Source organism: Sphingomonas sp. Leaf34 (genome assembly GCF_001421805.1).
Taxonomy (GTDB): domain Bacteria; phylum Pseudomonadota; class Alphaproteobacteria; order Sphingomonadales; family Sphingomonadaceae; genus Sphingomonas.
In genome coordinates, this window is the sequence record NZ_LMLC01000003.1 from 228312 (window position 1) to 246685 (window position 18374).

Sequence of the window (18374 nt, forward strand, 5' to 3'; positions counted from 1 at the left end):
GATTTCGAGGAAGGATACAAGCATGAGCGAGACCGCAACCCTCAAGGTCGACGGCAAGGATTTCGATTATCCGGTGATGTCCGGAACGATCGGCCCCGATGTCATCGATATCCGCAAGCTGTACGCGCAGACGGACAATTTCACCTATGATCCGGGCTTCACTTCGACGGCGTCGTGCCAGTCGACGCTGACCTATATCGATGGTGACGCGGGCACGCTGCTGCACCGCGGCTACACGATCGGCGAGCTGGCCGAACAGTCCAACTTCATGGAAGTCGCCTATCTGCTCCTCAACGGCGAACTGCCGAGCAAGGACGAGTTGGCAACCTTCTCGAACACGATCACGCGCCACACGATGGTGCACGAGCAGCTCGCGCAGTTCTTCCGCGGCTTCCGTCGCGATGCGCATCCCATGGCGATCCTGTGCGGCGTTGTGGGCGCTCTCTCGGCCTTCTATCACGACTCGACCGACATCCATGATCCGGCGCAGCGCGTGATCGCGTCGCACCGCCTGATCGCCAAGATGCCGACGATCGCCGCGATGGCGTACAAGTACAGCGTTGGTCAGCCGTTCGTCTATCCGGATAACACGCTGAGCTACACCGGCAACTTCCTGAAGATGACGTTCGGCGTACCGGCCGAGAAGTATGTCGTGAACCCGGTCGTCGAAAAGGCGATGGATCGCATCTTCATCCTTCACGCCGATCACGAGCAGAACGCGTCGACCTCGACGGTCCGTCTTGCCGGATCGTCGGGTGCCAATCCGTTCGCCTGCATCGCGGCCGGCATCGCCTGCCTCTGGGGGCCCGCGCACGGCGGCGCGAACGAAGCCGCGCTCAACATGCTGCGTGAGATCGGCACGGTCGACCGGATCCCGGAATATATCGCCCGCGCCAAGGACAAGAACGATCCGTTCCGCCTGATGGGCTTCGGTCACCGCGTCTACAAGAACTACGATCCGCGCGCGGCCGTCATGCAGACGACGGTCAAGGAAGTGCTCGGCGAGCTTGGCGTTACCGACCCCGTGTTCGACGTTGCGATCGAACTCGAGCGTCTCGCGCTCAGCGATCCGTACTTCATCGAGAAGAAGCTGTTCCCGAACGTCGATTTCTACTCAGGCGTGATCCTTTCTGCGATCGGCTTCCCGACCTCGATGTTCACCGTCTTGTTCGCGCTCGCGCGCACGGTCGGCTGGGTCGCGCAGTGGAACGAAATGATCACCGATCCCGACCAGAAGATCGGCCGCCCGCGCCAGCTGTACAACGGCCCGGCCGAGCGGGACTACGTTCCGATGGACGCACGCTAAGATGACGACGCTCCGGCCGATCCTGATTGTCGTCGGCGTGCTCTGCGCGCTGATGGGTCTGCTCTGGATCGGCCAGGGACTCGGTTACGTCCATTGGCCGCAGTCGAGCTTCATGCTCGATCAGCGGCCCTGGGCGGATCGCGGCGCATTCCTCGCCGCGTTCGGCCTTGCGCTGATCCTAGTGGCGCGCCGGATCCGCCGGTAACGTCAGCATGAACCGCGCGCCGTCGCCGGGCGCGCTTTCGACCGTGAGATCCCCCTGCATCGCGCGTGCGAGACGCCGCGCGATATACAGGCCGAGCCCATTGCCGCCGGCCTCCGAGGGATCGACACGCTCGAATTTCTCGAAAATCCGCGCCTGATCCTCGGGTGCGACGCCCTTGCCGGTGTCCGCGACCACGACGACCGCGTGGTCGTCGATCCGCGTCGCGGTGACGACGACCTGTGCCCCGCGCGGGGAATAGCGCACCGCATTGCCGACGAGGTTGACGAGAATCTGCAGCACCCGGCGGAAATCGCCGAGCGCTGCGATGCGCACGTCGACCGCGGGCCGGGTGATCGTGACGTCGGCATTGGCCGCACGGACAGACAGGAGCCCCGCCGCGCGGCGGGCGACATCGGCAAGATCGATCGGCTCGGGCACAAGTGCGAAATCGGGGCGCTCGACGGCCTGGAGATCGACCAGATCGTCGACCAGTTCGAGCAGATGGCGCCCGGCGCTGGCGATATCGGCGGCATAGTCGGCATAATCGCCTTGCACCGGTCCATCCGCCTGCGCGTTGATGCTGTCGGCATTGGCGACGATCCGCGCGAGCGGTATCCGCAACGCCTTGTCGAGCCCGCTGGTAAAGGTCGGCGACAGCGTGTCCGTCTGGGCCGGTACCGCGACATCGTCGACCACCATCCGCACCGCACCGACGAACCCGGCGAAATCGCCCGAGGCATCGTTGCGTACGCTGGCCGTCAGCGTCACGGCACGCCCCGAGCTACGCAGCCGCGCGGGCTGCGCGATCATCGGCCGCCGGCGCGCGAGCGAATCGAGGATCGGCAACGTTCCGTCGGATCCGGTATCGAGCGAAAACATCGCCGTCAGCGGCTGGCCGAGCAGCGCGAACGCGTCGAAGCCATGCTTGGGCCCTGCATCGAGCGTGACAAAAGTCAGCCGCAGCGCCGCATCGGTTTCCCACCGCCAATCGGTGTCGCTGCCAAGAAATGCGTCCTGCGCATCGGGCGAGGCGCGCACCGGGCGCCACGCAGCAATTTCGCGCCAGCCGCTCACCGTCAGTCGCACATTCTCGCCATCGGGTTGCGCGCGCACCCAGAGATCGACGTCGGTCTCGTCATCCGCAACCACCACGCCGCGCGAGACGACGATACCAAGCCGACGCGCCAGCCGCGCGATCGTCGCAAGTTGCGGCACCGCCAGCGGCGCGCCGCGCATCCCGCCCGCACGCTGGTTCAACGCGATCAACGCGGGGTCCGCGAACGACAGCGAACCGTCGGGTGCGACGATCGCGTGCGCGATCGGGCTTTCGGTCGAAGGGTCGAACGCGCTCATCGGCGTTCCGTACGCGCCAGCGCGCGCAACGCCATGCGAAAATCGCGGTTGAGTGCGAGCGGCGCGATCGACGCCCGCGCGTCCTCGACACCGATCGACACGATCGCGTCCAGCGCGTCCGCGAACGCCTCGATATCGCGGCGCGGGTCAGCTTCCGACAGCGCGAGCCCGATCCTGGCGATGGTCGGTCGATCCATGTCGAGCGCGCGCAGCGCGAGCCAGAGCCGGTCTCCCTCGGGATCGAGCGCGATCGCGCGCGCCTGATCGAACCCAATGCCCAGCGCATGCGCCAGCACCGCGACGAACAGCGACAGACGCCGATCGCCGATCGACTCAACAAGCACAGCGCCCAGTTCGTTAGGTCGCGCATCGAGCGCCGCCGCCAGCCGCGTGGCCACCGCGTCGGGACGCTCGCCTTCGTCATGCGCGGCCAAGCTGCGCTGTGCTGCGTCGGTGATCGCGCGGTCGCTATCGCGTGTCGCGGTTTTCAGGCCATCACGGATCGCCGCGGCCACCCACCAGACCAAGCGATGATGCAGTTCCGCGGGCAATTCGCTGCCCCCGACAGAGCCCTGCTCATTCGCCATCCGCCGCCGACTTTCCGCAGCCAGCAGCGCCGAGGCCGCCGATGCGACGACGCTGTCGGGCACGCCCGCCAACCGCACGAGCAGGCTCGCTTCGTCGGGTGCGGCTACCTCGACCGGCAGCGATGCCGCGATCAGGTCATGACGGACCCGCGCGATAAGTTCTTCCATCAGCTCTTCGTCGCGCAGCAGTCCGGCACGCGTCAGCCGCTCGAGCACGGTCCCCGCCCCCGCCTTCAGCATCGCTTCGCCTGCTTGGGTCGCGCCCCCACCGGCCAGCAATCGCGACGCGTGCCGCCTTATGTCCCACTCAATGGCACCGACGATCGCGCCGAGCACCTGCGCGAGCATCAACCGCGTGCGATCGTCGAGCCGCGCGTCCGCATCGAGGAAAAAGTCGGCAATTGTCCCCGCCAGCCGCGTTTCGGCGCGCCGACGCGCGAGCTCGGCTCGTTCCATCGGATCATAGGACGGCATAGCGTCTTGCATCGTGGGGCCGGCCGACATGTTCCCGTCTGTAGCCCCCGGTCGTTAAGGTCCGCCTAAAGCGGGCGACGCAATCGTTCAATCGCCACCGCCAGCGTAGCCATGGCGTAGCCCGCCGTCACGCCGAGTCCGAACACCGGAAACCCGACCAGCGCAAAAACCGCAACGATCAGCAGATACGCGGCCGGACTACCCCACCAGAGCCGGCGCTCGCGTTCGCGGATGGCGCGCTCCGCCAACCCACCAAGCGCAACCGTCGCGGTCCCGATCGCCAGCGCGGTATTGTCGCCTGCATAGCCACTAACGAAGAAGGCGAAGACGAGAATCGCAGCCGCAACGACGCCGCCGATCGCCAGCGTCTGCCAGCGTGCCATCGGTGTCTCGTCGCGAAGCCCGCTCAGCACCGAACCGAGCGCCAGTGCGATACATCCGACCAGCACCAGTACCAGCCCCGTCGACGACAGGCCGAAGCCGATCGTCACCAAGCCCGCGACACCGAGCGCAAGCCCGGCCGCGCCGACGGTCGTTCCCGCCGCACCGCGATCGACCAGCAGCGGCAGCGCTAGCCGCGCGATCGGCGCGAGCACAAACCGGTCGAACCAGCCCCGCCGCCCCGACACGATCGTCATGAGCACGGCGCGGCCCCGCTCCTCCAGCGTCCGCGCCTGTCGCTCGATCCCGTGGCCGCCGCGCACCGCATCGGTGGGCAGCAGCACGTGGATCGCACGCGACTGCACAGCCAATCGGAGAAGCGACGACTGGAGATCATAGTCCTGCGGCAGCGCCGCCACCTCGGCGATCCGGCTCGAGCTTAGTCGCGCCACGCCGGCCCATGCCATCTGTCCACCGACGCGCTCGAAACCGGGCCCCGCATCGCTCTCGGGTACGACGAGCAGGCAATCCCCCTCCTCGCTCGCCATCGCCTTCACGATCGCGTCGGTCGTGACCAACCCATCGCCCAGCATCAGGACGCGCGCGAGCGGGTGCAATTTCTCCACCGCTTCGGTCGCGGACCGCACCGTATCGACGCTCACGCCGCGCCGACCGATGCGGTTGATCGCACCAAGCAGTTCGGGCGTCATGCGCGCGACGACGATGATCACCTGCGACACACCCGCCGCGATCAGCAACCGCGCCTGATATTCGATAAGGGTAACGCCGCTGAACGGCAGCGTCGCCGCCAGACGATCGGGACGATCGTCGGCGTCGTGAATTGCAAATAAGAGGCCGGCAAGCATCGCTGGCTGTTAGGCCGTACACGCCGTCCTGCAAAGCCCGCGTTCGGCCAAACCATCGTACACCGTGGTTCGGTTCGACGTGACGCCTGCAAAATCGCGTGGGGAAAGCGCTCTGGACCCCCGCGGAAGCTTCGCCAACGCGGCTCTGATTGGGCCGTGCCGCCCTCATTACCCGACGGATGCGTAACGGATCATCGCATCATCCGTTTTGTCCGGCTGCAATCCGTGATACCTCCACGGTTCATGAACGGGGGTTCGTCAATGATCGGGTTTCGTGCGGCGGCAGGCAATGCCCATCCCATTCGCGCGGACATCGTGATGGATCCGGTGATAGAAGACATGTCCGAAGCCGTCACCGACCAGCAAACCGACGAAGGTTATCAAGAGCCTGCATCTGAACGTGTCGCGCTTTACGCCGGTATCGCCGTCGCGATCATGGTCGTCTGGCTTGCTGCCATGCTGTGGATCGCGCGCGGTGCTCTTGGGACGGCGGGGCCCATCGCGCTGGTCCAGTTTATCGCCGCGCTGTGCGTCGTCCCGGCGCTTGTCGGGATCGTCTGGTTGCTCACGATGCGCACCAGCCGTGCCGAGGCGCACCGGTTCGGCATCACCGCGCAGGCGATGCGTGACGAGGCGGCCAGCCTCGAGCGCACCGTCGCCGCGCTGTCCGACACGATCGACGCCAACCGGGCACAGCTTGCACAGCAGCTCGAAGCGCTGATGGCGATGGGCGGCGGCGCGACCGAGCAGCTCGCGGCAATCGGTCGCGGGATGGTGTCGGAAATCGACCAGGCCGCCGCGCACGCGCGCAATCTCGCCACATCGACCGCCGGCGCGCAGACCAGCCTCGGCGTCCTGATCGCCACCCTCCCCCGCGCGCAGGCAGATATCGACGACGTCGCCAAACGGCTCGAACGCACCGGTCTGTCGGCGAGCGAACATGCCGCTGCGCTCGACGCGCAGATCGTCGCGCTGGCCGAACGCGGTCGCGAGGCCGACACGATGGCAAGCGGCGCGGCGCAGCGCCTCGCCGCACACATCGTCCGGATGGAGGCGACCAGCCAGACCGCGGGCACACATCTCGAATCGGTGACCGATGGCATGTCGGGCGCGGTCGACGCGTTGCTCAACCGCACCGCCGACGCGGTCGACGAAGCCCGGAAAGGCATCGCCGCACAGGGCGACGCGATGCTGGCGATGGTCGGCGCGAACCAGGCGGCGCTCGACACCGCCGCGCGCGACAGCGCCGAAGCGCTCGCCCGCCGTATCGCCACCGTCGAAGACGCGATCGAACGCGTCGCTATTCGCCTCGACCTGCAACGCGGTGCGGGTGAGCGGATCGTCGACGATCTCCACACCGGGCTCGGCGAAGTCGAAGCGCGGATCGAAGCGCTCCACACCCACGGCACCGAACGCACCCGCGGTCTCGCCGCATCGATCAGCGCGCTCGGCGGCTCGGCGGATGCGATGACCGAAGCGCTGCGCGCGGGTGACGACATGGCGCACCGGACGATCACCACGACCGAAACGCTGCTCGTCGCGCTCGACGCCGCCGCGCGCGAAATCGACGAAACGATGCCCGAGGCACTCGGCCGGCTCGATGCACATGTTCTCGCCAGTAAAGGGATCGTCGTGTCGGCGCGTCCCGACCTACTGGCGCTGGTCACTGCCGCGGAGAGTACACACGATGCGATCGAGGCGATCGCAGGCGTCATCGGCGAACAACGCCAGGTCCTCGACACGCTGTCGACCGACCTGCTCAACACGCTCAATACCGGGCGCGCGAAGGCGGATGCGCTCGGCCAGATGGTCGACGAGGCAATCGGCCGTACGCAACATTTCGCCGAAGACGCCGCGCCGCAGCTCATCGAAGCCCTCCACCGGGTCCGCGAGACCGCCACGGTCGCCGCCGACAAAGCGCGTGAGACGCTTTCGAAAGTTATTCCCGAAGCTGCCGCCGCGCTCGGCGCTGCGAGCGCAGACGCCATGCGCCGCGCGACCAATGACACCGTCGAACGCCAGGTCCGCGCGCTCACCGACGCCACCGACGCGGCCGTTGACGCCGCGACCGGCGCGACCGAGCGGCTCGCGCGCGAAGTCCAGGCGATCGTCGATTCGACCGCTATCGTCGAAACCCGGATCGAAGAGGCGCGCACCGAACGCGAGGAGGCGGACAGCGACACCTTTGCGCGCCGCGTGTCGCTGCTGATCGAAGCACTCAACTCCGCCTCGATCGACATCACCAAGGCGATCGCCCCCGAAATCTCGGACAGCGCGTGGGGCGCGTATCTCAAGGGCGATCGCGGCGTCTTCACACGCCGCGCCGTCCGCATCCTCGACGCGAGCGAAGTGCGCGAGATCGCCGGCCTCTACGACGACGACGAGACGTTCCGCGAGATGGTCAACCGCTACATCCACGACTTCGAGGCGATGCTCCGCGCGATCCTGACGCAGCGCGACGGCTCGCCGCTTGGCGTGACCTTGTTGTCGTCGGACATGGGCAAACTGTACGTAGCCCTCGCGCAGGCGATCGAGCGGCTGCGCTGACCCGTATCAACCAGGAGTTTTCGAAATGATCCAGCGCCACCGCTAACGCGGCCCTCGCCAGCGGAGCACTCCGCCGACCGGACTCACATTTCGAGACTCCTATGCAAAGATTGATCAACAAGACGTGCGTCGTCACCGGCGCAGCGCGTGGCATCGGCCGCGCCATCGCCGAGCGTTTCCATGACGAGGATGCCCTCGTCATCCTGACCGATATCGACGAAACCGCCGGCCTCGAGGCCGCCGCAGCGATCGGGTGCCGCTTCCAAAGACTCGACGTCCGGGACGAGGCGGATTGGCAGCAGCTGGCAGACCGCGTCCCGATCGTCGACGTCATCGTCAACAATGCGGGCGTGACGGGGTTCGAGGGCGGCATGGGCCGCCACGATCCCGAGCACGCGAGCCTCGCGGACTGGCGCGCGGTCCATGCGGTCAATCTCGACGGCACGTTCCTCGGCTGCCGCTATGCGATCGGTGCGATGAGGGCGGCGGGTACCGGCGCGATCATCAACATCTCGTCGCGCTCGGGACTGGTCGGCATCCCGCTCGCCGCGGCCTATGCATCGTCCAAGGCGGCAATCCGCAACCACAGCAAGACAGTCGCGCTCTACTGCGCGCAGCAGGGGTGGAAGATCCGCTGCAACTCGGTGCATCCCGCCGCGATCCTGACGCCGATGTGGGAGCCGATGCTGGGCACTGGCCCCGATCGCGAGGCACGGATGCACGCGCTGGTGGCCGACACGCCGCTCAAGCGGTTCGGGATGCCCGACGAGGTCGCCGCCGTCGCAGTCATGCTAGCCTCGGACGAGGCGACCTATATCACCGGCACCGAGATCACCATCGACGGCGGCCTGCTGGCCGGCTCGGCTGCGTCGCCGGGGTGATGCCCCTCCCTCGATCCTCCCCCGCAAGGGGGAGGTGGCACCGAAGGTGACGGAGGGGAAGGACACGGAACAAAGGTTCGCGCGTACCGCCCCCTCCGTCTGGCAAGTGCCAGCCACCTCCCCCTGGCGGGGGAGGATTTAGCGGGTCACCATATGACCGCGGTCGAACAGATCGACGCTCTGCGGCGTGATCCACCCATAATAATAATTCAGCTGGAACAGCACGAACAGCACTGTCGCGACCACGGTCACGCGCAGCGCCGTCCGCCCCGACCGGAACTCGTCCGGCGCGCTCTCCGCCTGGCCGGGGACGAGCTCGCCCCCGGCCTCTGGCGTCGTGCGCACGCCGAACGGCAGGACCAGAAACACCGAGAACGCCCAGAACAGGACGTAGATCGCGAGTGCCGAGGTCCAGCGCACGCGGTCAGCCCTCGATCAACAGAACGTCGACGATCGGCTGCTTGCCGGTCCAGCGCTTGGCGACCTTGCGCACCGCGAGCCGGATCTGCTCGCGCATCTTGTCGCTCTCGCGCTTGCCGCCACGCACCGTGTCGGCCGCTGCCTGGACTGCATCGGCGATGAATGCCGCGCGATCTTCCTCGACCGGTACGCCCTGCACGCGCACCTGCGGCTGGCCGACCATGCGACCATCCTTGCCGAGTGCGACGCCCACCGAGATCTGGCCGTTGATCGCCAGCTTGCGACGTTCGTTGAGCGTCGCACCCTCCGCCGGCAGGATCACGTCGCCATCGAGCACGAGGCGCCCGACGGTCGCGTTGCCGATCTTCACCGGGCCCTTGGGCGCAAGCCGCACGATGTCGCCATTGCTCTGCACCAGCGCGCGCGGGATACCCTGTTCGAGACCGAAGCGCGCATGCTCCATCATGTGACGCATTTCGCCGTGCGTCGGGATCAGCACGTCGGGACGCAGCCAATCATACATCTGCGCAAGTTCGGGGCGGCCCGGATGACCCGAGACATGCACGTGCGCCTGGCGCTCGGTGATCATGCGGATGCCCTTGGCCGCCAGCGTGTTCTGGATACGGCCGATCTGGACCTCGTTGCCCGGGATCTGCTTCGACGAGAAGATCACCGTGTCATCGGCTTCGAACGTGATCGTGTGGCTGCCATTGGCGACGCGCGCGAGCGCCGCGCGCTCCTCGCCCTGACCGCCGGTGGCGATGATCAGCACCTTGTTCTTCGGCAGGCGCATCGCCTCGTCAGGGCTGATCGTGTCAGGGAAATCCTTCAGATAACCCGTCGCGCGCGCGACCTTGATGATCCGGTCGAGCGAACGACCCGTGACGCACAGCTTGCGCCCGGTTTCCTTGGCGACTTCGCCGAACGTGTGCAGACGCGCCGCGTTCGACGCGAAGCTGGTGATCATCACCCGGCCCTTGGCCTTGGTCACTTCCTCGAACAGACCCTTGCGCACGGTGCTTTCGCTGCCCGACGCCTTGTCGTTGAGGATGTTGGTCGAATCGCAGACCAGGACGTCGACGCCCTTGTCGCCGATCGCCATGAAGCCCTCGGGCTTCGTCGGGTTGCCGATAACCGGGGTCGCATCGAGCTTCCAGTCGCCGGTGTGGAACACGCGGCCAAAAGGCGTATCGATCAGCAGCGCGTTCGCCTCGGGGATCGAATGCGACATCTCGACGAAGGTGAAGCCGAACGGCCCGAGCTGGAAGTTGCCGCCCATCGGGATCATCTTGAGCTTCACGCGATTGGCGATGCCCTCTTCCTCGAGCTTGCCGCGGATCAGCCCCATCGTAAACGGGGTCGCATAGATCGGCACGCCAAGGTCTTCGGCCAGATACGGCAGCGAGCCGATATGATCCTCATGCCCGTGCGTGATGACGATGCCGAGCAGGTCATCGATCCGGTCCTCGATAAAGGACAGGTCGGGCAGGATCACGTCGACGCCGGGATATTGCGGATCGGCAAAGGTGATGCCCAGATCGACCATCACCCATTTGCCTTGGCAGCCGTACAGGTTGACGTTCATGCCGATTTCGCCGGAGCCGCCAAGGCCACAGAAAAGCAGTTCGTTCTTCGGAGTCATTGATTACTTTCAGGATTACACAGGAATATGGCCCTCAGGCCGGTGGCGCGAGCCAAATGGCCCTAGATATGGTGACGGTCCCACATCATCGCCAGCCCCTGGATCGTCAGGTCGGCTTCGATGACGTCGAACACGTCGGTCTGTTTCTCGAATAAGGTGGCAAGGCCGCCGGTGGCGACGACCTTCACGGGTCGGCCGATCTCGCGCTTCATTCGCGCAACCAGCCCCTCGATCATCGCCACATAGCCCCAATAGATGCCGATATGCATCTGCGAGACCGTGTTGAGCCCGATGACGCTCGTGTCGGTGGGCGCCTCGATCGCGATACGCGGCAGTTTAGCCGCGGCGGTGACGAGCGCGTCGAGCGACAGGTTGATGCCGGGCGCGATGATCCCGCCCTTGTACGCGCCGCTATAGTCGACGACGTCGAACGTGGTCGCGGTGCCGAAATCGATGACGATCAGGTCGCCCGGATGCAGCGCATGCGCCGCGATCGTGTTGACCGCGCGGTCCGCGCCGAGCGAGGCAGGCTCGTCGACATCGATCGCGATCCCCCATTCGACCGGCGCATGCCCGGCGATCAGCGCGTCGGTGCCGAAATATTTTGACGCGAGCACCTGAAGATTGTGGAGCGCGCGCGGCACGACGGTGGCGACGATGACGCCCTCGACCGCGGTACGATCATGCCCGCCGAGCTGCATCAGCTGGCTCAGCCACACCGCATATTCGTCCGCCGTACGCCGCGGGTCGGTCGCGATCCGCCACCGCGCGACGATCTCGCCGCCCTTGACGAGCGCGAACACGACATTGGTATTGCCGGCATCGATCGCGAGCAGCATCAGCGGGGCCTCAAAGCAGGAAAACGTCGGCAGCGTGAATGACACGTCGCTCACCAGACGCCAAGCGGAGGATCAGCGCGCCATCGGTGTCGAGACCGACGAACAGCCCGTCGATGGCGGTCCCGTCGGGCAGCCGTGCGGTCAGCGCGGTGCCGGCGGGGTGCGCACAGTCGACCCAGCGCTCCCGCACAGGCGCGATGCCTTCGGTCCGCCAGCGACCGATCCAGCGCGCGACGCTGTCGGCGAGAATGTCGAGGAACATCGCCGGATCGACCACCACGCCATGCGCCGCGAGATCGGTCGTCGCGCGGTCGGGAAGATCGGGATGATGCGCGATGTTGACGCCATAGCCAATGATCACCGCATCGCCCGACCGTTCGAGCAGGACGCCCGACAGCTTGGCATCCGCCAGCAACAGGTCGTTGGGCCATTTGAGCACCAGCGTCGCGCTGGCATCAGTCGTGCCTTGGCAGATCCCCGAGACCAGGAAGGTCGACACGGTCTCCTGCAGCGCGACCGCGGCGACGAGCGCGAGGCTGGCGGCCGGTGGGTCGGTCGGGCGCAACCGGACGAGCGTGCTCGCGTAGAGGTTACCCTCGGGCGACTGCCACTCGCGCCCGAGACGCCCCCGCCCCGCAGTCTGCCGGATCGCACGCAGCCACAGGCCGTCTTCGGCACCGCCGCGTGCGAGCTCCATCAGGTCGGCGTTGGTCGATCCTGTTTCCGCGACGGTGCGGATGATGCTCAGAACAGCGCCCGTGCGGCCGTCATCGTCCACGCGCCGAGCACGGGGATGAGAAGGTAGCCGACTGGCGACACGAACACCGCGGCGATGGCGATCAGGCCACCCTCGACCTTGCTCTCCAACGGCGCGAACGCCGGCGCCGGATCGTCGAAGTACATCGTCTTGACGACGCGCAGATAATAATAGGCGCCGATGACTGAGGCGGCGATGCCGACCACCGCCAGCGGGAACAGCCCGGCGTCGACCGCCGCACTGAACACCGCGAACTTCGCATAGAAGCCGAACAGCGGCGGGATGCCGGCCAGGCTGAACATGAAGATCGCGAGTGCCGCGGCGAGCGCGGGCTTGGTCCGCGACATGCCGGCGAGGCTGTCGATCGTTTCGATCGGCTGGCCATCGTCGCCACGCATCTGGATCACGACCAGGAACGACCCCAGCGTCATCGCAACGTAGATCGTCAGGTACATCAGCACGCCTGACACACCCTCGGGCGTGCCCGCGGCAAGACCGATCAGCGCGAAGCCGACATTGTTGATCGACGAGTACGCGAGCAGTCGCTTGATGTTGGTCTGGCCGATCGCCGCAACCGCCCCCAGGATGATCGAGGCGAGTGCCGCGAAGATCACGATCTGGCGCCACTGATCGGTGGCAGGCCCCATCGCATCGACCGCGACCCGCACCGCCATCGCAAGCGCCGCGACCTTGGGGGCCGAGGCGAAGAACGCGGTGACCGGCGTCGGTGCGCCCTCGTACACGTCGGGCGTCCACATGTGGAACGGCACTGCGCTGATTTTGAACGCGAGGCCTGCGAACACGAACACCAGCCCGAACAGCAGGCCCAGCGACTTCGTGCCGGCATAGGCGTCGGCGATGCCCGAGAACAGCGTCGTGCCGCTGAACCCGTAGACCAGCGAGATGCCGTACAGCAGGATGCCGCTGGCCAGCGCGCCGAGCACAAAATACTTCAGGCCCGCTTCGCCCGAACGCCCGTCGCGCCGCATGAAGCTGGCGAGGACATAGGCGGCAAGGCTCTGGAGCTCGAGACCGACATACAGCGTCAGCATGTCGCTGGCCGAGACCATGATGCCCATGCCGCACGCCGACAACAGGATCAGCACCGGATATTCCGGGCGCAGATCGTCGCCATGCGAGCGCGCGAAGAAGCTCGGCGCCATCACGATCGCAACCGCCGAGGCGATGTAGATCAGCACCTTGGCGAACGCACCGAATGCGTCGGCACGATACAGCCCGTCGAACGCATAGCCGCCCGACGATGCCGGACCGACCAGCGCGATCCCGGCACCGACGAGGACGAACACCGACGCGATCGACACGGCGCGCGTCGACTTGTCCCCGCCCCAGGCGGAGACGAGCATCAGGGCGATCGCACCCAACGCCAGCACCAGTTCGGGCAGCGTCATTGCGATGTTAGCGGCGTATTCCATCAGTGTGCCTCCCCGTGCGCGGCTTCATGCACGGTGGCGGGCTTCCCCGCAGTTGGGTTCGAATCGCTGGCGGGCTTGGCGCGGTCGACGCGGGCGAGCAGCACGCTCACGTCCTTGCGCATCGGTGCCAGGAAGCTCTCGGGGTACACGCCCATCCACAGCACGACGGCCGCGATCGGTGCGAGCAGCCAGAACTCACGGGCCGACAGATCGACCATGCCGCGGACCTCGTCCGACTTGATCTCACCGAACACCACGCGCCGATACAGATACAGCATATACGCAGCGCCGAGGATGATGCTCGTCGTGCAAAGCAACGCCGTCCAGGTCGAGACCTGATAGGTGCCCATCAGCGACAGGAACTCGGCGACGAAGCCGCTGGTGCCCGGCAAGCCGATCGACGCCATCGTGAAGAACAGGAAGAAGATCGCGTAGCGCGGCATGTTGATCGCGAGGCCACCATAACGCGAGATCTCGCGCGTATGGAGCTGGTCGTAGATCACACCGACGCACAGGAACAACGCACCCGATACCAAGCCGTGGCTCAGCATCATGATCATCGCGCCTTCGATGCCCTGGCGGTTGAACGCGAACAGACCGATCGTGACGATCGCCATATGCGCGACCGACGAATAGGCGATCAGCTTCTTCATGTCCGACTGCACGAGCGCGACAAGCGACGTGTAGATCACCGCGACCGCCGACAGGCCAAAGATCAGCCAGGTCAGCTGGCCCGACGCCTCGGGGAACATCGGCAGCAGGAAGCGCAGGAAGCCGTATCCGCCGAGCTTCAGCAGCACGCCCGCCAGGATCACCGACCCTGCGGTCGGCGCCTGCACGTGCGCGTCGGGCAACCAGGTATGAACCGGCCACATCGGCATCTTGACCGCGAACGAGGCGAAGAACGCCAGCCACAGCCATGTCTGCACATGCGCCGGGAAGTCGTAGTTGAGCAGCGCCGGGATGCTCGTCGTGCCCGCGGTCTTCGCCATGTAGAGCATCGCGATGAACATCAGGACCGAGCCGAGCAGCGTGTACAGGAAGAACTTGTACGACGCGTAGATCCGGTTCGCGCCGCCCCAGATGCCGATGATAAGGTACATCGGGATCAGGCCGGCTTCGAAGAACACGTAGAACAGGAACAGATCCTGCGCCGCGAACGTGCCGATCATCAGCACTTCGGTGAACAGGAACGCCGCCATGTACTCAGGGACACGCTTGGTGATCGAGCGCCAGCTCGCCCCGATGCAGATCGGCATCAGGAACACGCTCAGCATGATCAGCATCAGCGCGAAGCCGTCGATGCCGAGCGACCAGCCGAACGGGCCGAAGATGCCGGGAGCATGCTCGACGAACTGCCACTGCGCGCCGCCGATGTCGTAATTCATCCACAGCATGACGCCGAGAACGAAGTCGATCAGCGTCGCCGCGAGTGCCAGCATCCGTGCCGTGTTCGCCGTAACGAACAGGCACGCAATGGCCGCGATCATCGGGACCGCGATCAGGACGGAGAGGATAGGAAAGCCGGTCATCAATAGAGTCCGATCGCCCAGGTGACGGCTGCGGTCAGGCCGATCAGCATGACAAAGGCATAGGTGTAGAGATATCCCGTCTGGAAGCGGCCAGCGACGCGCGCGCCGATCTGAACCAGCCACGCCGACCCGTCGGGGCCGAACCGGTTGATCGTCTTCTCGTCGCCGCGGTGCCACAGGAACCGACCGATCGCGAAGGCGGGACGGACGAAGATCAGGTCGTACAGCTCGTCGAAATACCACTTATGCAGCAGGAAGTCGTAGAGCACGCCGAACTGTTCGACGACCTTGGCCGGGAACGACGGGTTCTTGATATAGGCGTACCAGGCGGTCAGCAGGCCGAGCAGCATCGCGATCGTCGCCGACAGCTTGATGAGCAGCGGCACGCCGTGCATCTCGTGCATCAGATGTTCGCGGAACGCGAGTGCGCCCTTCCAGAACTCTTCGCCCGCGCTCGGCTCGATGAAGTAGCCGTGGAACACGAAGCCCGCCAGCACCGCACCGATCGACAGGACGATCAGCGGGATCAGCATCGGCAGCGGGCTCTCATGCGGGTGATACCCGCCATCGCCTTCCGCCGGCGCATGCGCGGCGTCGTGATGATCGTGCGGCGCATGCCCTGCGTCCTCGGCCTTGGCCGGGTTCGCATGATGGTCGTCCGCATGATGCGCGTCGTGCGCATGGTCGTCATGACCATGGGCGTCGTGGAGCGCATGCTGGATATGCTCCGATGCGGCCCAACGCGGCTTGCCCCAGAAGGTGAGGAACATCACGCGCCACGAATAGAAGCTGGTCAGCAGCGCGACGAGCACGCCGACGAACCACACGCCCGGCTGACCTGCGGCCCAGCTCGCCTCGATGATCGCATCCTTCGAATGGAAGCCTGCGAACCCGAACGCGGTGTTGCCGAAGATACCGGGGATGCCGACGCCGGTAATCGCGAGCGTGCCCGCCATCATGCCCCAGAACGTCACCGGGATCTTCTTACGCAGGCCGCCATAATAGCGCATGTCCTGCTCGTGGTGCATCGCATGGATCACCGAGCCGGCACCCAGGAACAGCAGCGCCTTGAAGAAGGCATGCGTGAACAGGTGGAACATCGCCGCGCCATACGCGCCGACGCCGGCTGCGAAGAACATATAGCCGAGCTGCGAACAGGTCGAATAGGCGATCACGCGCTTGATGTCGGTCTGGACGAGGCCGCAGGTCGCGGCGAACAGGCAGGTCGCGGCCCCGACCGAGGTGACCACGGTCAGCGCGACCGGGCTCATCTCGAACATCGGCGACAGGCGGCAGACCATGAACACGCCCGCGGTGACCATCGTCGCCGCGTGGATCAGCGCCGACACAGGCGTCGGGCCCTCCATCGCGTCCGGCAGCCAGGTGTGCAGGCCGAGCTGCGCCGACTTGCCCATCGCGCCGACAAACAGCAGCAGACAGAGCACCGTCATCGTATCGAGGCGGTAGCCGAGGAAGCCGATCGTCGAGCCCGCCATTCCGGGAGCCGCAGCGAGGATCTCAGGGATCGAGACCGTGCCGAACACCAGGAACGTGCCGAAGATGCCGAGCATGAAGCCCAGATCGCCGACGCGGTTGACGACGAACGCCTTGATCGCGGCAGCGCTGGCCGACGGCTTGCGGAACCAGAACCCGATCAGCAGGTAGGAGGCGAGACCCACGCCTTCCCAGCCGAAGAACATCTGGACGAGGTTGTTCGCGGTCACCAGCATCAGCATCGCGAAGGTGAACAGCGACAGATACGCGAAGAAGCGCGGCTGGTCGGGATCCTCGTCCATATAGCCCCAGCTATACAGATGGACGAGCGCCGAGACCGACGTGACGACCACGAGCATCACCGCGGTCAGCGCATCAACGCGCAGCGACCACGCGACGTTCATGTCGCCCGAGTGGATGAAGTCGAGCAACGGCGCGACGGTCGCGGTGCTGGTACCCGCCATGAAGCCGAGGAAGATCGGCCAAGACAACAGGCACGACGCGAACAGCGCGGCCGTGGTGACGATTTTCGCCGGCACGTTGCCGATCGCGCGATTGCCGAACCCGGCAACGATCGCGGCCAGTAACGGCAGGAAGACGATAAGCTGGATCAACCGTATTACCCCTTCATCCGGTTGACGTCGTCGACCGCGATGGTGCCGCGACCGCGGAAATAGATGACGAGAATGGCGAGACCGATCGCGGCCTCACCCGCGGCGACCGTCAGCACGAACATCGCGAACACCTGTCCGACGAGATCGTGGAGGAACGCCGAGAACGCGACGAGATTGATGTTCACCGCCAGCAGGATCAGCTCGATTGCCATCAGGATGACGATGAGGTTCTTGCGGTTCAGGAAGATGCCGAGCACCCCCATGGTGAACAGGATCGCCGCGACGACCAGATAATGGACGAGACCGATCGTCACAGTTCGACTCCCTGCCCGACGACCGGGCTCGTGTTGCGCGTGGCGTCCTGCGGACGACGCGCGTTCTGGCGGCTGATGTTCTGCGCCTTGACGCCGCCACGCTGACGGTGAGTCAGCACGATCGCACCGATCATCGCGACGAGAAGCACAAGACCTGCGCCCTCGAACACGAACAGATAGCGCGTGTAGAGCAGGTTTCCGATCGCCTGAATGTTGGGGACCGTATCGTCGATCGGTGCCACGCGCCGCGCGAGCTGGATCGGGCCGGTGCTCCAGGCGCCGATCGCAATCATTACCTCGGCCGCCAAGGCGACCGCGAGCGCCAGACCGATCCCGAAATACCGCGCCACGCCGGCACGCATCTCGGCAAAATCGATGTCGAGCATCATGACAACGAACAGGAACAGCACCGCGACCGCACCGACATAGACGATGACCAACAGCATCGCGATGAACTCGGCCCCGACGAGGATCATGAGGCCCGCGGCGTTGAAGAACGCCAGGATCAGCCACATCACCGAGTGAACCGGATTGCGCGACGCGATCGTCAGCGCGCCCGACAGGACGACGACGAAGGCGAAGAGATAAAAGGCTAGGGCCTGGATCACGCGACCACCCTCCCCGTCGCCCCAGCGAACGCCGGGGTCCTAACGTTGGTGAGTGCGCCTGTGCGGCACGAGATCCCAGCCTGCGCTGGGATGACGGAGTTGATCTGTGTCATCGCGGCGC

At 65.8% G+C, this 18374-nt stretch carries 16 protein-coding genes; 4 read left to right on the forward strand and 12 right to left on the reverse strand.

Going from position 1 to position 18374, the window contains the following annotated elements:
- Nucleotides 1-22: 22 nt before the first annotated feature.
- Both ASF00_RS09455 and ASF00_RS09460 read left to right on the forward strand, forming a co-directional pair.
- Nucleotides 23-1306, forward strand: coding sequence for a citrate synthase (locus tag ASF00_RS09455; protein WP_055877856.1), 1284 nt, complete (start codon nt 23-25; stop codon nt 1304-1306).
- Nucleotide 1307: 1 nt separating this feature from the next.
- Nucleotides 1308-1511, forward strand: coding sequence for a hypothetical protein (locus ASF00_RS09460; RefSeq protein WP_055877859.1), 204 nt, complete (start codon nt 1308-1310; stop codon nt 1509-1511).
- Here ASF00_RS09460 and ASF00_RS09465 read toward each other — a convergent pair.
- The 3 genes from ASF00_RS09465 to ASF00_RS09475 are packed head-to-tail and all read right to left on the reverse strand — an operon-like array spanning nt 1485 to nt 5172.
- A complete protein-coding gene (locus ASF00_RS09465) occupies nt 1485-2864 on the reverse strand; it encodes a sensor histidine kinase (RefSeq protein WP_055877862.1) in 1380 nt (459 codons plus the stop codon). The two genes, ASF00_RS09460 and ASF00_RS09465, sit on opposite strands and share 27 nt — an antisense overlap.
- Nucleotides 2861-3955 (reverse strand): DUF2336 domain-containing protein, encoded by a 1095-nt coding sequence (locus ASF00_RS09470; protein ID WP_055877866.1) that lies wholly within the window; start codon nt 3953-3955, stop codon nt 2861-2863. Before ASF00_RS09470 ends, ASF00_RS09465 begins: the two co-directional genes overlap by 4 nt.
- A 35-nt stretch (nt 3956-3990) precedes the next feature.
- Nucleotides 3991-5172, reverse strand: coding sequence for a hypothetical protein (locus ASF00_RS09475; protein ID WP_055877869.1), 1182 nt, complete (start codon nt 5170-5172; stop codon nt 3991-3993).
- Between the two features lie 261 nt (nt 5173-5433).
- On the opposite strand from ASF00_RS09475, the gene ASF00_RS09480 reads away from it, so the two are divergent.
- Together ASF00_RS09480 and ASF00_RS09485 are read left to right on the forward strand one after the other, a co-directional pair.
- Entirely contained in the window at nt 5434-7719 is a 2286-nt protein-coding gene (locus ASF00_RS09480; RefSeq protein WP_082463353.1) for a hypothetical protein, read from the forward strand.
- Between the two features lie 101 nt (nt 7720-7820).
- The gene (locus tag ASF00_RS09485) at nt 7821-8600 is read left to right on the forward strand and encodes an SDR family oxidoreductase (RefSeq protein WP_055877872.1); all 780 of its coding nucleotides are present in this window, start codon (nt 7821-7823) and stop codon (nt 8598-8600) included.
- Between the two features lie 138 nt (nt 8601-8738).
- On the opposite strand, the gene ASF00_RS09490 is transcribed toward ASF00_RS09485, so the two are convergent.
- The 9 genes from ASF00_RS09490 to ASF00_RS09530 form a co-directional block, all read right to left on the reverse strand.
- A complete protein-coding gene (locus ASF00_RS09490) occupies nt 8739-9020 on the reverse strand; it encodes a DUF1467 family protein (RefSeq protein WP_055877875.1) in 282 nt (93 codons plus the stop codon).
- 4 nt (nt 9021-9024) lie between these two features.
- On the reverse strand, nt 9025-10662 hold the full coding sequence (locus tag ASF00_RS09495) for a ribonuclease J (RefSeq protein WP_055877878.1): 1638 nt from the start codon (nt 10660-10662) through the stop codon (nt 9025-9027).
- A gap of 62 nt (nt 10663-10724) precedes the next feature.
- Nucleotides 10725-11501 carry a type III pantothenate kinase gene (locus ASF00_RS09500; protein WP_055877881.1) on the reverse strand — a complete coding sequence of 259 codons (777 nt, stop codon included), beginning with the start codon at nt 11499-11501 and terminating at the stop codon, nt 10725-10727.
- Nucleotides 11502-11511: 10 nt separating this feature from the next.
- Nucleotides 11512-12198, reverse strand: coding sequence for a biotin--[acetyl-CoA-carboxylase] ligase (locus ASF00_RS09505; RefSeq protein WP_235525768.1), 687 nt, complete (start codon nt 12196-12198; stop codon nt 11512-11514).
- A gap of 47 nt (nt 12199-12245) precedes the next feature.
- The gene (nuoN, locus tag ASF00_RS09510; protein WP_055877884.1) at nt 12246-13691 is read right to left on the reverse strand and encodes an NADH-quinone oxidoreductase subunit NuoN; all 1446 of its coding nucleotides are present in this window, start codon (nt 13689-13691) and stop codon (nt 12246-12248) included.
- Nucleotides 13691-15223: an NADH-quinone oxidoreductase subunit M gene (locus ASF00_RS09515; protein WP_055877887.1), complete on the reverse strand. Its 1533-nt coding sequence runs from the start codon at nt 15221-15223 to the stop codon at nt 13691-13693. Before ASF00_RS09515 ends, nuoN begins: the two co-directional genes overlap by 1 nt.
- Complete coding sequence (gene nuoL, locus ASF00_RS09520) at nt 15223-17331, reverse strand: NADH-quinone oxidoreductase subunit L (protein WP_055877890.1); 2109 nt, start codon at nt 17329-17331, stop codon at nt 15223-15225. The genes ASF00_RS09515 and nuoL overlap by 1 nt, the downstream gene beginning before the upstream one ends.
- 5 nt (nt 17332-17336) lie before the next feature.
- Nucleotides 17337-17645 carry an NADH-quinone oxidoreductase subunit NuoK gene (nuoK, locus tag ASF00_RS09525; protein WP_082441002.1) on the reverse strand — a complete coding sequence of 103 codons (309 nt, stop codon included), beginning with the start codon at nt 17643-17645 and terminating at the stop codon, nt 17337-17339.
- Nucleotides 17642-18253, reverse strand: a complete 612-nt coding sequence (locus ASF00_RS09530; RefSeq protein ID WP_055877893.1) for an NADH-quinone oxidoreductase subunit J — start codon at nt 18251-18253, stop codon at nt 17642-17644. The genes nuoK and ASF00_RS09530 overlap by 4 nt, the downstream gene beginning before the upstream one ends.
- Between the last annotated feature and the right edge of the window lie 121 nt (nt 18254-18374).